This is a genomic window from Pseudanabaena biceps PCC 7429 (assembly GCF_000332215.1).
GTDB classification, from domain to species: Bacteria; Cyanobacteriota; Cyanobacteriia; order Pseudanabaenales; family Pseudanabaenaceae; genus Pseudanabaena; species Pseudanabaena biceps.
The window spans coordinates 19,608-33,470 of sequence record NZ_ALWB01000034.1 but is presented as its reverse complement, the minus strand read 5'-3'; the positions used below and the strand labels follow the sequence as shown (position 1 = coordinate 33,470).

12 protein-coding genes and 1 pseudogene are annotated in these 13,863 nt (G+C 43.3%); 11 read left to right on the top strand and 2 right to left on the bottom strand.

Features of this window, described 5'->3' with window-relative positions; translation table 11 throughout:
* Nucleotides 1–138: 138 nt before the first annotated feature.
* Complete coding sequence (gene ilvA, locus PSE7429_RS06085; RefSeq protein WP_009626218.1) at nucleotides 139–1,650, bottom strand: threonine ammonia-lyase, biosynthetic; 1,512 nt, start codon at nucleotides 1,648–1,650, stop codon at nucleotides 139–141.
* 338 nt (nucleotides 1,651–1,988) lie between these two features.
* Here ilvA and PSE7429_RS06080 point away from each other — a divergent pair, with 338 nt between their 5' ends.
* The 8 genes and pseudogenes from PSE7429_RS06080 to carA all read left to right on the top strand — a co-directional run bounded on the left by PSE7429_RS06080 (nucleotide 1,989) and on the right by carA (nucleotide 9,203).
* Nucleotides 1,989–3,467 (top strand): phosphoglucomutase/phosphomannomutase family protein, encoded by a 1,479-nt coding sequence (locus PSE7429_RS06080; protein ID WP_009626217.1) that lies wholly within the window; start codon nucleotides 1,989–1,991, stop codon nucleotides 3,465–3,467.
* A gap of 212 nt (nucleotides 3,468–3,679) precedes the next feature.
* Nucleotides 3,680–4,525, top strand: a complete 846-nt coding sequence (locus PSE7429_RS06075) for a phosphatase domain-containing protein (RefSeq protein WP_009626216.1) — start codon at nucleotides 3,680–3,682, stop codon at nucleotides 4,523–4,525.
* Between the two features lie 227 nt (nucleotides 4,526–4,752).
* Nucleotides 4,753–5,973: an AAA family ATPase gene (locus tag PSE7429_RS06070; RefSeq protein ID WP_009626215.1), complete on the top strand. Its 1,221-nt coding sequence runs from the start codon at nucleotides 4,753–4,755 to the stop codon at nucleotides 5,971–5,973.
* 25 nt (nucleotides 5,974–5,998) lie between these two features.
* Nucleotides 5,999–6,481: a hypothetical protein gene (locus tag PSE7429_RS06065; protein WP_009626214.1), complete on the top strand. Its 483-nt coding sequence runs from the start codon at nucleotides 5,999–6,001 to the stop codon at nucleotides 6,479–6,481.
* Between the two features lie 137 nt (nucleotides 6,482–6,618).
* Complete coding sequence (locus tag PSE7429_RS06060; RefSeq protein ID WP_009626213.1) at nucleotides 6,619–7,137, top strand: VOC family protein; 519 nt, start codon at nucleotides 6,619–6,621, stop codon at nucleotides 7,135–7,137.
* A gap of 216 nt (nucleotides 7,138–7,353) precedes the next feature.
* Nucleotides 7,354–7,482 (top strand): annotated as a pseudogene (locus tag PSE7429_RS26250) (DUF6883 domain-containing protein); the annotation flags it as partial.
* A 34-nt stretch (nucleotides 7,483–7,516) separates the two neighbouring features.
* Entirely contained in the window at nucleotides 7,517–7,846 is a 330-nt protein-coding gene (locus PSE7429_RS06055) for a DUF4926 domain-containing protein (RefSeq protein ID WP_009626211.1), read from the top strand.
* A 154-nt stretch (nucleotides 7,847–8,000) separates the two neighbouring features.
* Nucleotides 8,001–9,203: a glutamine-hydrolyzing carbamoyl-phosphate synthase small subunit gene (gene carA, locus PSE7429_RS06050; RefSeq protein WP_071590115.1), complete on the top strand. Its 1,203-nt coding sequence runs from the start codon at nucleotides 8,001–8,003 to the stop codon at nucleotides 9,201–9,203.
* A gap of 160 nt (nucleotides 9,204–9,363) precedes the next feature.
* Here carA and PSE7429_RS26245 read toward each other — a convergent pair whose 3' ends face one another.
* The gene (locus tag PSE7429_RS26245) at nucleotides 9,364–9,519 is read right to left on the bottom strand and encodes a hypothetical protein (RefSeq protein ID WP_158467615.1); all 156 of its coding nucleotides are present in this window, start codon (nucleotides 9,517–9,519) and stop codon (nucleotides 9,364–9,366) included.
* An 81-nt stretch (nucleotides 9,520–9,600) separates the two neighbouring features.
* Here PSE7429_RS26245 and PSE7429_RS23380 point away from each other — a divergent pair, with 81 nt between their 5' ends.
* The 3 genes from PSE7429_RS23380 to mnmG all read left to right on the top strand — a co-directional run bounded on the left by PSE7429_RS23380 (nucleotide 9,601) and on the right by mnmG (nucleotide 13,764).
* On the top strand, nucleotides 9,601–10,236 hold the full coding sequence (locus PSE7429_RS23380) for a tetratricopeptide repeat protein (protein WP_009626209.1): 636 nt from the start codon (nucleotides 9,601–9,603) through the stop codon (nucleotides 10,234–10,236).
* Between the two features lie 405 nt (nucleotides 10,237–10,641).
* The gene (locus PSE7429_RS06040) at nucleotides 10,642–11,733 is read left to right on the top strand and encodes a RuBisCO accumulation factor 1 (RefSeq protein ID WP_009626208.1); all 1,092 of its coding nucleotides are present in this window, start codon (nucleotides 10,642–10,644) and stop codon (nucleotides 11,731–11,733) included.
* Nucleotides 11,734–11,829: 96 nt separating this feature from the next.
* Entirely contained in the window at nucleotides 11,830–13,764 is a 1,935-nt protein-coding gene (gene mnmG / locus PSE7429_RS06035) for a tRNA uridine-5-carboxymethylaminomethyl(34) synthesis enzyme MnmG (RefSeq protein WP_009626207.1), read from the top strand.
* The last annotated feature ends 99 nt before the right edge of the window (nucleotides 13,765–13,863 follow it).

Below are 13,863 nucleotides of genomic sequence, written 5' to 3'. Positions count from 1 at the left end.
TTTTGATCGAAAATTGCTGTAATACCAATTCCCAAAAGTGTGGCTACACTTTTGGGGAATTAAAAACCAAAACCAGTAAGGGTTTTAAAATCACAAAATGGCGTAGCCATTTTGTGATTTGGTATAACCTAAAAACAATTAACCTAAAAATAATTTATATACTGGGTTTTGGCTTTCATCCCAATAGCGATAACCAAGAGTATCAAGGAAGGCTTGCCATTCTTCCATCTCTGAAGGTGGAACCTGTACGCCGACAACAATCCTTCCATAATCTGCACCATTATTGCGGTAATGGAACAGGCTGATATTCCAATTGGGACTCATGGAACCAACAAACTTCATCAAGGCTCCTGGACGCTCTGGGAACTCAAACCGATAGAGCAATTCGTTATGGGCAAGGGGCGATCGCCCACCGACCATATGTCTTAAATGGAGCTTGGTCAGTTCATCATCAGTGATTTCGATCGCCGTAAATCCATTCTCCGCAAAAGTTTTAGAAATCTTTGCGGCATCGGCACGATTGATAATCTGTACCCCAATAAAAATATGAGCAATTTCACGATCGGCAATTCGATAGCTAAATTCGGTGAGATTACGTTTGCTCATATGTTCGCAGAATCGGCGCAAACTACCCGACTCTTCGGGAATTGTCACGGCAAAGATTGCTTCGCGATGTTCGCCTAGTTCGGCGCGTTCGGCAACAAATCGGAGGCGATCGAAGTTCATATTTGCCCCACAAGCGATCGCTACTAGGGTTTGTCCTTCGATTCCCTCTCGCTCGACATAGGCTTTTGCTCCTGCGATCGCCAAAGCCCCAGCAGGTTCTAAGATTGATCGAGTATCCTCGAAGACATCTTTAATAGCGGCGCAAGTATTATCGGTATCGACTAACAAAATTTCATCGACATATTGCTGACAGAGCCGAAATGTCTCTTGCCCGACTTCACGCACAGCAACGCCATCGGCAAATAGACCGACTTGATCGAGGCGGACTCGATGTCCCGCCTTGAGCGATCGCGACATCGCATCGGAATCTACTGGTTCCACTCCAATAATTTTTATTTCAGGACATAAACGTTTTACATAGGCAGCAACGCCCGAAATCAAACCACCGCCACCGATCGCTACAAAAATTGCATGGATTGGCTTCTGATATTGACGCAGGATCTCCATTCCAATCGTTCCCTGTCCTGCTATCACATCGGGATCGTCAAAGGGATGGATAAACGTGAGATTCTTTTCTTTCTCCAGTTGACGGGCATAGGCATAGGCATCATCGTAGGTATCGCCATATAAGACCACTTCACCACCGCGCATTTTTACGGCGTTTACTTTAACAAGTGGAGTGGTCACGGGCATGACAATAATTGCTTTTGTCCCTAATTCGCGGGCGCTGAGAGCCACGCCCTGCGCGTGATTTCCTGCGGAGGCGGCGATGACACCCTTGGCAAGGAGTTCTGACGGTAACTGCGCCATTTTGTTATAAGCGCCACGCAATTTAAATGAGAACACCGATTGCATATCTTCTCTTTTCAGCAACAATCGGTTATTTAATCTTGCCGATAGATTGGGAGCAAATTCTAAGGGAGATTCTTGCGCGACATCATACACGCGAGCTTTGAGGATTCGTTCTAAATAGTCAGATTGCACAGCGTCGTCAACTTATTTTCATCAATAGAGCAAACTATAATTTTACCCTCTTTTTCATATTTTAGTATTTTCGCCAATAATTCATAACACCTTGCCCAACCTTTGGCATGGCGAACAATTCCCACAAACCAAACCCTACAAAAATCTAAGTAGCTGGGCATAAGTAAACTTAAAACCTAGAAGAGAGTAGCGCCTGCTACGCGGGCGCTACTCTCTCTAGTTTTGTTTTTTAATTATGCTGAACTACTTAGCAAATAAGCGATCGCATTTCATGCGATCGCAAAATTTGGAGGTATGCTTCGCGGTAAACTTTACTAGAGTGAAAATTTTAAAGGCTTATGCACGGCAAATTCCCATTGCATCCCCCCATACGCTTCGGCACTGACGGTTGGCGAGGTATTATTGCAGACGACTTTACCTTCGAGCGCCTAGCCGCTGTCGCGCCGATCGCTGCCCATGTTTTGCGTGAAACCTTTGGTGCATCAGGCAGCAACACAATTATCGTCGGCTACGATCGCCGCTTCATGTCCGATGCTTTCGCCAAACGCACTGCCGAAGCGGTTGCCGCTATCGGTTTTGATGTTTTGCTTGCCGATGACTTTGCGCCCACCCCCGCTTTTAGTTGGGCTGCATACGAACGTCAAGCTTTGGGCGCATTGGTAATTACCGCTAGCCATAACCCAGCAAACTATTCAGGATTAAAAATCAAAGGTGCTTTTGGCGGTTCCGTATCCCCCGATCTGACACTCAAAGTCGAAGAAATTCTCGAAAGAGGCGACTTTGTCTATGAAAATCCTCAAAAAGGCAAGATCGAAACCTTTAACGCATGGGCAAGTTATTGCGCAGCCCTGCGCAGCAAGGTAAATATTAAGGCAATCCAAGAAGCGATCGCTGAGGGAAAGTTAACATTGTTTGTGGACGTAATGCATGGAGCCGCAGCAGGTGGTTTAGCAAGAATTTTAGAATTACCATCGCCCGATCAAGTAAACTTAATTGAGATTAATTCTGATAATGATCCTCTCTTTGGTGGCGGCGCTCCCGAACCTCTCCCCCGTTATATCGCTGAAATTCTCCGCCAAGTCAAAACCTATCACCACGATCGCCCCGAAAAAACCCTAGTAGGATTTGTCTTTGATGGCGATGCCGATCGCATTGCAGCCATTGATAGCGAGGGTAATTTCCTGAGTTCGCAGATCCTCATTCCCATTCTCTTAGAACATCTAGCCAAATATCGTAGTTTTAAAGGGGAATTGATTAAAACCATCAGTGGCTCCGACCTGATGCCTAAGGTTGCTAGCCTTTTCGATTTACCAGTATATGAAACGCCCGTTGGTTACAAGTATATTGCGGAGAGAATGCTGTCAGGAACGCCTTGCCTACTAGGTGGCGAAGAATCAGGAGGTATTGGCTATGGCAATCATATTCCCGAACGGGATGCCTTGCTTTCAGCCCTGTATGTATTAGAAGCGATCGCCATATCAGGCAAAGACCTAAGCCTTCTGTACCGCGATCTCCAAAAGCAAACTAATTTTTTTTCCCATTACGATCGCATTGACAAAAAACTGTCAGGCATGTCTGCCCGCGAGAAACTAGTCTCTACTCTCCAACAATTCTCATTAACAGAAATCGCTGGACGTAAAGTCATCGAAGCCCAAGCCCCCGATGGATTTAAGTTTCGATTGGATGACGGCAGTTGGCTACTAATTCGTTTTAGTGGTACTGAGCCTCTGTTGCGCCTCTACTGCGAAGCAGCAACGCCTGAACTCGTGCATAAAACCCTTAACTGGATTTCTAATTGGGCAGAACAATTTAATTAAATTTCTAAATAAATAGGGTGCAAAGCACCCTATTTATTTAGAAATTTACAAAATTGCTGTACTTAAAACCTAGAAGAGCGTACCGCCCGCGTAGCGGGCGGTACGCTCTCTGATTTTGGGTTTTAATTATACTGAACTACTTATATAAGGAGTAACATAACATTTTGAGAAAATCTTCAAATTAAAAATCACAAAATTAAAAATCATAAATAATGCTGACAGTTTATTTCACCATCGGTTTGCCTGCTTCTGGAAAGTCTACATGGGCAAAAAATAAAGTCGATAAAGCGCCAAATAGCATTAAGCGCGTCAATAAAGACGAGCTTCGCGCCATGCTAGATAATTCCTATCACTCGAAGGGAAATGAGAAGTTTGTTCTCGATATTCAAGATCAAATTATTAGAGCGGCTCTAGAGAATGGAAAGCATGTCATTGTCGATAATACGCATCTATCGCCCAAGCACGAAGCCAGAATTAGAGAGTTAATTAAAGGTTTGGCAGTATTAGAAATAGTAGACTTCCGCCATGTGCCGCTAGAAACTTGCATTGAGCGGGATTTGAAGCGCTTTAATTCGGTGGGTGAGAAGGTGATTCGCGATATGTATAACCAATTTATCGCTCCACCCAGAGCAGCTAAACCCGCCCATAATCCAGATTTGCCCGATGTAATTCTCTGCGATCTCGATGGCACGATCGCTTTAATGGGCGATCGCAATCCTTTTGATGCGGCTAGGTGCGAGCAGGACTTGGTAAATGAGCCTGTGCGATCGATTTTAGAGACTTCTGGTAAGGCGATCGTGTTTGTATCTGGCAGAGAGGATAAATACAAACCACAAACTCTCGCATGGCTAGAAAAGCACAATATTTCTTTTGATGGTCTGCATATGCGAAAGTCGGGTGATATGCGTAAAGATAGTATTGTCAAGAAGGAAATTTATGATGAGTTTATTCTTGATAAGTACAATGTTGCTTTTGTCCTAGACGATCGCGATCAGGTAGTCAGAGTTTGGCGCGATCTAGGCTTAACTTGTTTGCAAGTTGACTACGGCGATTTTTAAAGCTGTGATAATGTTTTAAAAATAACTAATTTAGGAAGGTTCAATTTATTTAACTGATGCGTTAGTGCAACGTAACGCATCAGTTAAATAAAGATGATGGGTTACGCGATTGCTAACCCATCCTACATTTAATTTCAGCTATGTATTTGTCTTTTGCTTAGTTATTAAAGCGATCAAAAATACAAACAAAACTAATATCTCAAAATAGTCTTTCCAGAAAAACAACTATGCAGATTCATAGATTAGCTCTAAAAAATTTTAAGTGCTTCAAAGAAGTAGATGTTTCTTTCTCAAGAATAACTTTGCTTACAGGTGAAAATAGTAGCGGCAAAAGTTCTCTAATATATGGAATATTAGCTCCGCTTCAAAGTGTTAGTTTAAATGGCAACTCATTTCCATTCTATTTATCACTTAATGGGAACTATGTGAATATGGGAGGATTTGAGGAGGTTTCATTTAATCATAGCTTAAAAAATGATTTGGGGATTGATCTGAATTTTGCTTTTGGAGGAAGAGTATATGAATTCAACACTTCATGGTGTTTTGACATAATACGCAATTCACCTAGATTAAGGAATTTAAAGAATGGAGATCCATTTACAAAAACTGAGGTAAAGCAGAAAGAAGATTTATCTTATATTGTAAATATTAAACATAATGATGTTGAATTAGAGCCTTTAGATATTCATGATTTTCATACTAAAGCAATTTATAATTCTGATAGGGATTTCTATGGCTATTTTATTGAGATTTCCGACGATCTATATAATGAATTAATTAATAATTTTAATTTTATTAGTTCTTTTAGGTCTCAACCTGAACGGACTTATTATCAATCATTACTAAATCGTACAGTTGATAAATTTGGTGGAGGTTATATTGATCAAATTTTAGAATGGAATGATAATCAGTCAGAAGAATCATTGAATTTAGCCTCTATTCTTAAAGATTTGAAGATTTTATATGATATTAAACCTCATAGATTGTCAGGGGGAAGATTTGAGATAAAAGTCAAAGTAAAAAGTAGAAGCAAGTGGGAATCATTAGCTGATGTTGGATTTGGGATCAGTCAGTTTTTGCCGATTATTGTTGCTGATTTGCAACTGTCAGATGATTCAACATTGATAATGTCTCAGCCAGAAATCCATTTACATCCTTCTGTGCAAGCTAATTTAGGCGACTATTTAGTTAAGCAAGTTAATGAGAGAAATAAAAACTATATTGTTGAAACTCATAGTGAGTATTTGCTCAATAGAATGAGATTGCTAATTGTCAAAGGAGAAATCTCACCTGAAGATTTAGCCGTTTATTATTTTGAAAACTCGATTAAAGATGGCAGTATTGCTCATAAGATTGAATTTACCAAAGATGGACAAATCTTAAATGCTCCAAAAGGATTTTTTGAGACATATATGATTGATACGATGGATATTGCTCTTAATGCTTGATATGTTTAACTTTTAAAAATTTCTAATGACTAGAAAAGATATCTTTATCGACAATAATATAGCTAAAAACTTCTCTAATCCTCTCGATCCTGAGTATAAGCAACTTATTAAATGGCTAATAGAATTTGATGCTAACCCTAAGAATATGTATAAAAATGCTCATTTGGTAGTTTCCAATAAGCTATTGAATGAATATTTGAGAACTATGGGAAATGCAACTTTAGGAAATAATATTCTCCGAATCATTGATACTTTAACTAAGCAAGGTAGATTAATTAAAATTAGCAATGAACAAATAAAAGAGTTTCAGAGAGAGCATTTTACAAATAAAGTAAAAAAACGATTGGTTTCTAATAAAGAAGATCGAGAACATATTCCCGTAGTTTTATTGTCCGATCGCAAATATGCCCTGACCTTAGACGAAAAATTTACAGACGACCTCATAAACTTTCCAAGTTTTACCGCCACAGTTGGGAAAAAGCCATCCGATATTCCCTACGATAAATAAGATGGATAGTCAGCGCGAAGTACTGCCCATCTCTCTAGACACAAGGTAAATTGTCAGATCGTGTAGTTTGTGACTTAAACCTATGACAGTTGCGTTAAACTAAAAAGCTAAGTCTCTTAATATGTAGTTGCTTTACGATGGAGTCACTGTTTTCTACTCAAGGCATCATGGTTATGCTGCTTGGTGCATACGCCGTTGCCATGTGGATGTTCCTCACCAGCGCACCAAAAGTACATACGATCATGGTTTCTAACCTCGATCAAGCGCGATATTTTTATGAAGGCGAGTTAAAACTGCCGATCGCCGATGTGCCGCTACATTATTACTACGGCTATGAATACGGCATGGGCGCACCTGCTGATCCGATTTATATTCCTGCTACCGCCCGAACTGCTAAATCCAAATATTCCGCAGACATGGAAGGCGCGTGGTATCAACTCAAGAAAAATGTGCAACTGCATATCGTTCCTGGAGCAAATGCTACAGATAGCGATCGCGGCAGACATATTTGCTTTAATCGCGACTGTGTCGAACAACTCCTGCTACAGATCCAAATCAAAGGTGTCAAGCATAAAGTCCGTAGCGAAAAACCCCTCAACTTCTTGGTTAAAGATCCCGATGGGCAGGTAATTGAAATCGCTGAAGTACTTAGCTAACCGAAAAAAGAAGGCTCACTTAGCGAGCCTTCTTTTTTATCTTGTGACCTAGATAACGTTTGGAATGGTTACTAAGTAGTTAGGCATAATTAAAGAACAAAACCAGAGAGCATACCGCCCGCGCAGCGGGCGGTATGCTCTTCTAGGTTTTAAGTTTACTTATGCCTAGCTACTTAGTGTTCAAAATAAGTATCTGATAGGAGTCTAAATATAACGATGTTACTCTCTGTTGATACTGTGATCGCCGAAGAAAAACTCACCAAATATCTGTTGGTGCTTCTGCCCAAAGATGACAAATCACAGTTTCTTCAGAAAGCAGGATATACCCTAGAAAATTGGCAACAGTTCCTAAGCATTCTGGTGATCGGGAGTAATTATTATGAAACCTAAATATCCTTTATTCTCTGAAGTTGTGTTATTGCAGGATATTCCAACCCATAACCTGAAACGTGGTTCAGTTGCGATCGTTGTAGAACAATATGCTGCAACTGAGCAGCAGCAATATGGTTACAGCCTTGAAGGATTTAATGTCCCAAATGTGACAGTTGAAGTCGACGAATCTCAAGTCACCTCCACAGAGCAATGGCAAAAAGAGATGGAGATTTTAGAAAAACTTCATCGATTAAGTGTTGTAAAACTGGTTCATTTAGAGTCTTATATTGAAAAATTATTAAATGAAGAACTTACCGATTTGCCAAAAGTGTCTTAAACGTCATTAAGTTTAACGAATTTTGGCTTAGTGAAAATTTTTAGGAAGTGTAGATTTTAAACCTAAATATTCAACAACAAACCAATTAAAATCCACTCTTGTGACCTAGATAACGTTTAGAATGATCGCTATTGTCCAAAATAAGTATCTGATAATGGACAGCAACGAACGAGTATTTGAAGATATGGCAACAAAGCAAGCAGCAATTTTGGTCTTGGCGGATGGTACTTGTTACCGTGGCTATGCCTTCGGCGCATCTGGAACCGCGATCGGCGAAGTAGTATTTAATACTGGTATGACGGGCTATCAAGAGGTAATGACCGATCCCAGCTACCGAGGTCAAATTGTTACTTTCACCTGTCCCGAACTTGGTAATACAGGCATAAATCCCGAAGATGATGAATCCGATCGCCCACAGGTACGCGGCATCATCGCCCGTAATATTACAGCAGTTCCCAGCAACTGGCGATCGCGTCAATCCTTACCCGATTACCTCAAGGCTCATAATGTCGTAGGCATTGCAGGTATAGATACTCGCGCCTTAACACGCAAATTGCGATCGCTCGGCGCAATGAATGGGGGCATCTCTACGGAAATCCTCGACCCCGAAGTTTTGCTAGCCCAAGTCAAGGCTGCGCCCTCTATGCAGGGTCAAAACTTAGCCCAAGAAGCTTCCACCACCAAAATCTATGAATGGGCAGAAAAAACCCTACCTGAGTGGGAATTTATCGAACCATCTCAGCTTACAGGAGAAGGCTTGACCGTAGTAGCGATCGACTTTGGCGTGAAGCGTAATATTTTGCGTCGTCTTGCCAGCTACGGTTGCCGCGTGATCGTCGTCCCTGCCGATACTACTCCCGAAAAGATCCTCTCGTACAATCCCGATGGCATTTTCCTCTCTAACGGACCTGGCGATCCCGCCGCTGTCATGCAAGGTATTGAAACGGCAAAAGCCCTTTTATCCGCAGACAAACCAATGTTTGGTATTTGCTTAGGGCATCAGATTTTAGGCTTATCGATGGGTGGCGATACCTTCAAGCTCAAATTCGGTCATCGCGGACTCAATCAACCCGCTCAAAACCAAGCCGAAAATGCCGATCGCCGCGTCGAGATCACCAGCCAAAATCATGGCTTTGCCCTCACAGACAATTCCTTTGACGAGTCTGCGGCGATGCTAACCCACATCAATCTCAACGATCATACCGTCGCTGGTTTAGAACATAAAACCCTTCCGATCTTCTCGGTACAATATCACCCCGAAGCTAGCCCTGGTCCTCACGATGCCGATTATCTCTTCGAGCGTTTTGTGAAATCGATGCGCGAACATAAAAATAGCGCTCAGCAAGTCGCTGCTTAACTATTTCTGACTACAAAATCTCTATCCTTTAGTAAGTAGTTCAGCATAACTAAAAACCAAAACCAGAGAGCATACCGCCCGCTGCGCGGGCGGTATGCTCTTCTAGGTTTTAAGTTTACTTATGCCTATTATACTGAACTACTTATAAGTTTTTGCACAATTACGATGTTTGATTAAATAGGTGGGAATAGATTGGTATGGACTCAGGATCAATGCTTCGTAATTCGCAATGCTGAGCCTTCCTACAGAGGCTTAGAGAAGGGAAGAGCAGGAGACACCAAGGCGCGATCGCCGACTTTAGCGAAGCGATCCGCATTCAATCTGACAATGCTTATGCCTATAATGCTAGGGGTTCTTCAACGCAATTGCTTAAATAACGGAAAAAGGGTATTTACAAATGGCTCAGTTTTTATCATTTCGGAGATTTCTTGTTAACGAGCAAATTAATCAGAAAATCAATAAGAAAGAATTATCCATTCACCAATCGCCTAGCCGATTTAAGGGCGCAAGTACATTATTACTAGGTGTTTTAATCGGAAGCTTTCTTTATGCTTGTGAAGCTAAGGTAAGTGTATCGGGTGGAACTGAGGTTAAGACGACTGCGGAAACTCCAACCAAAGAATCTGCCGCTCCCACCAGCGCTCCAACTTCGGCACAGCCAACATCTAATGAAGCTATTGCTGCCTATAATCAGGGCAATGCTAAAAGTGAATCAGGGGATGTCAAGGGAGCAATTGAATCCTATAACAAAGCTATTAGCTTACAACCTAGTTTTCCAGAAGCCTTTATTAATCGGGGAAATGTCAAGGCTAAAGCGGGAGATAAAGAAGGTGCAATTGCCGACTTTAACGAGGCAATCCACCTCAAAGCAGATTCGGCTACTGCCTACGCATCCCGTGGAGACTTGAAACATCTTTCAGGAGATAATGCGGGAGCGCGCGCAGATCTCATGAAAGCGGCGGAACTCTTTAAGCAGCAAGGGAAAGCTGAAAATGCAGAGGCTATCACCAAAGCGATCGAGCAAATTAAATAGTTCAGTTAGTTCAGCATAATTAAAAAACAAAACCAGAGAGAGTAACGCCCGCTACGCGGGCGTTACTCTCTTCTCAGTTTTATAGCTGCTGTCAACCGTATCAGGACATAAAACCAAAGCTCACAATGGCTACGCCATTGTGAGCTTTTAAAAAAAAACCTTACTGGGTTTGGTTTTTAATTCACAAAAGTGTTGTTACACTTTCGTGAATTGGTATAAAACCCACAAGAGGGTTGCCGCGATCCACGCGGCAACCCTCTTGTGGGTTTTAATTTTGTCCTAACAAGACTGGCGGCAGCTATAATTGGTGGGCTAGGTGGCGAAAGCAAAACTTCTCAAACAGGCTCTAAAGTGAGATGATATGAAGATAGAGAGATCGCGCTCATTTAACTTTGTATTACAACTATGCCAACCCCAGTACCCACACTTCCTACTGACTCTGAAGGACTTTTAAAACTCTTACGCCATAAGGAGGGGACTTGGGTGCAGTGGGGAATCGCTTGTCAAATGCTGCAAAAAATGGGAGAGAATTCCCTCGCAATTTTTGAAAATACAGGTTTTGAACCGATCCAACAGAATCAGATAGTCGTCGCTTCTCAGGTCTATGCCAGTCTCCAAGCAGGAAATGCTGCCGATATTGTATTGGCTCATTTCGAGCAAAAGGGCAGTGATATTTTGAATGAGTTGCGCGTACTCAGCCAAAGCGAACGTGTGACCATGGCAACCTTTGCCCTAGAAAAGAACCTCGATGTTTTAGAAGCTAAGGATGTTGTCAAGGCTCTCAAAGAAGCTTCAAGCGTTGCCAATTTGCCAGAGGGATTTACGCGCCATCCAGGGGATGCCGTAGTGTTGCAAGTCCTCAAGGCGGCACAGGGTAAAATCGATCCGCAGGAGCGGACGAGATTGATCGCAAGGGGTTTACGCTTTGCCCATAGCGAGAAGGCAAGAGCCGCCATCGAGAAACTCCTCATGGATATGGCAAATCCATCGAAAAAAAAAGCTCCCAATTTACCTAACTTCCGTTATGACGGTGAAGATAATATCCCCCGCATTCTCCCCGTTGCAGGCTATCTGCCATTAACACTAGAAAAGTTTCGGTCAGTTCCACAAGTGAGCGAGTTAGCACCCTTTGGCATTGTCCAAGGTGCGGGAGCAGAAGCTTGGGCGACTCTTCCTGGATGGTTTGTGGTACATCAAGCTGAAGATGGTGTGATTGTGGCTTGTAACACCGATACTTTAAAGACTTCGATTAATCAAGAGGTCTTGAGTGCCTTGCGCGATCGCCCTGAAGATATCTTGGTACTGGTCGATCGCGCTCAACGCGAATGGGATGAAAACAGCTATTTTGCGATCGCTGGTGAAGATGGCAATCTCAAGTTTGCATGGTTTGAGGCGCAACCCGAAGTCGAACTCTTAGGTAAAGTTACCTTAACCCTACGCCCCAAGCGTTTCTTTGACGAAGATGCCTCTAAAGATCGCTGGCAGTTTGAGGAATAAGTTTGTTTTGTGGTATTGAGAAGTATAAAGGGACGCGATGCGTCGCCTTTGCTTTTTAGATTAGAATAGGACTTTGTTGGTCGGGGCTGTCACACAATGAGCGAGATAAAGGGTAATTTCATAAATTCAGCCAATCAAGTGCAATTCCTTGATGAGTTTGAAGCGATCGTTGTCGGTGCAGGTCATGCGGGCTGTGAAGCGGCTCTCGCCTCAGCAAGAATGGGTTGTAAAACCTTGCTCCTTACCCTCAACCTCGATCGCATTGCATGGCAACCTTGCAATCCCGCCGTTGGCGGTCCCGCCAAATCCCAACTTGTCCATGAAGTCGATGCCCTTGGCGGAGAAATTGGTAAAATTACCGATCGCACCTATCTTCAGAAAAGGATTCTCAATAGTTCGCGCGGACCCGCAGTTTGGGCGCTCAGAGCGCAAACTGACAAACGCGAATATGCCGCCGAAATGAAAACAGTGGTTGAAAACGAGCCGAATCTCTCCGTGCGCGAGGGAACGGTCATTAACTTGTTGCTCGATCATAACCAGGGCATTATCGGCGTAGAAACTCAATTTGGGGTGGGTTACGCCTGTAAAGCTGTCATCTTGACCACAGGCACTTTTCTCAATGGCAAAATCTGGGTGGGCAATCGCTCCATGTCTGCGGGGCGTGCGGGGGAATTTGCGGTCGCAGGGCTTACGGAAACGCTAAATGCTTTGGGCTTTGTCACCGATCGCTTAAAAACAGGAACCCCCGCAAGGGTCGATCGCCGTAGTGTGGACTATAGCCAAATGGAAGTTCAACCATCGGATACGGAGCAGAACTGGTTCAGTTTCGATCCTTCGGCATGGGTGGAACGGGAGCAAATGAACTGTTACTTGACCCGTACCACCAGCGAAACCCATCGGATTATTCGCGAGAACCTGCATCTTACCCCCGTTTATGGTGGCTTCATTGATGCCAAAGGTCCTCGTTATTGTCCCAGTATTGAAGATAAGATCGTGCGCTTTGCCGATAAAGAGAGCCACCAGATTTTTATCGAACCTGAAGGTCGGGATATTCCCGAACTCTACATTCAAGGTTTTTCCACGGGAATGCCTGAGCATATTCAACTCCAAATGTTGCGAACACTGCCTGGGCTCGAAAATTGCCATATGCTTCGCGCTGCCTATGCTGTGGAATACGACTATATTCCTGCGACTCAGTGCTATCCGACCCTGATGACAAAGCTGATTGAAGGGCTATTTTGTGCGGGACAGATCAATGGAACTACGGGCTATGAAGAGGCAGCCGCGCAGGGTTTAATTGCGGGTATGAATGCGGCTCTATTTGCACAAAAACGAGAGATGGTCGTATTGCCAAGATCCAGTAGTTACATTGGCACGCTGATCGATGATCTTTGTACGAAGGAGTTACGCGAACCCTATCGAATGCTGACCAGTCGCTCCGAATATCGCTTGATTTTGCGATCGGACAACGCCGATCGCCGCCTCACCCCCATCGGTCGCGAGATTGGTCTAGTAGACGATCGCCGCTGGCAACTCTTTTGCGACAAACAAGATCGCGTTCATGCCGAAGTGGAACGACTGAATGGAACTCGCGTGAAGGAAAAGGATGAACTCGGACAGAGAATCACCGCCGAGACAGGGGAAATTATTCGCGGAGCTATAACGCTTGCCGACCTATTGCGTCGTCCTAAATTTAATTATGCGGAACTAATTCACTATGGCTTAGCCGATCCTCACTTGAATCGCTTTGAACGTCTTGCCGCCGAGATTGAAGTGAAGTATGTGGGCTATATTCAACGGCAAGAGCATCAAATTGAGGAAGTTGCCAAACATAGCGATCGCCCCTTACCAACGGATATCGACTACAATGCGATCGCGACATTATCCAAAGAGTCGCGGGAAAAACTGACCAAGATTCGACCGATGACCATCGGTCAAGCCAGTCGTATTGGTGGGGTTAATCCTGCGGATGTGAATGCCTTACTGGTTTATTTGGAAATCCAACATCGTTTAGCGGCAAAAGCAAAATAACATAACCCGCAAGAAGAGAAGATTGGCGCTTCGCGCCAATCTTCTCTTCTTGCGGGTTATACCAATTCACGAAAGCGCGGCAACAATATTTTGGGTTTT

Excerpts from the sequence above, each read along its gene's own strand:
- PSE7429_RS06080 (WP_009626217.1), top strand. The coding sequence starts at position 1,989 with ATGCACGGCAAATTCCCATTGCATCCCCCCATACGCTTCGGCACTGAC.
- PSE7429_RS06075 (WP_009626216.1), top strand. The coding sequence starts at position 3,680 with ATGCTGACAGTTTATTTCACCATCGGTTTGCCTGCTTCTGGAAAGTCT.
- PSE7429_RS06070 (WP_009626215.1), top strand. The coding sequence starts at position 4,753 with ATGCAGATTCATAGATTAGCTCTAAAAAATTTTAAGTGCTTCAAAGAA.
- PSE7429_RS06065 (WP_009626214.1), top strand. The coding sequence starts at position 5,999 with ATGACTAGAAAAGATATCTTTATCGACAATAATATAGCTAAAAACTTC.
- PSE7429_RS06060 (WP_009626213.1), top strand. The coding sequence starts at position 6,619 with ATGGAGTCACTGTTTTCTACTCAAGGCATCATGGTTATGCTGCTTGGT.
- PSE7429_RS06055 (WP_009626211.1), top strand. The coding sequence starts at position 7,517 with ATGAAACCTAAATATCCTTTATTCTCTGAAGTTGTGTTATTGCAGGAT.
- carA (WP_071590115.1), top strand. The coding sequence starts at position 8,001 with ATGGACAGCAACGAACGAGTATTTGAAGATATGGCAACAAAGCAAGCA.
- PSE7429_RS26245 (WP_158467615.1), bottom strand. The coding sequence starts at position 9,519 with ATGCGGATCGCTTCGCTAAAGTCGGCGATCGCGCCTTGGTGTCTCCTG.
- PSE7429_RS23380 (WP_009626209.1), top strand. The coding sequence starts at position 9,601 with ATGGCTCAGTTTTTATCATTTCGGAGATTTCTTGTTAACGAGCAAATT.
- PSE7429_RS06040 (WP_009626208.1), top strand. The coding sequence starts at position 10,642 with ATGCCAACCCCAGTACCCACACTTCCTACTGACTCTGAAGGACTTTTA.
- mnmG (WP_009626207.1), top strand. The coding sequence starts at position 11,830 with ATGAGCGAGATAAAGGGTAATTTCATAAATTCAGCCAATCAAGTGCAA.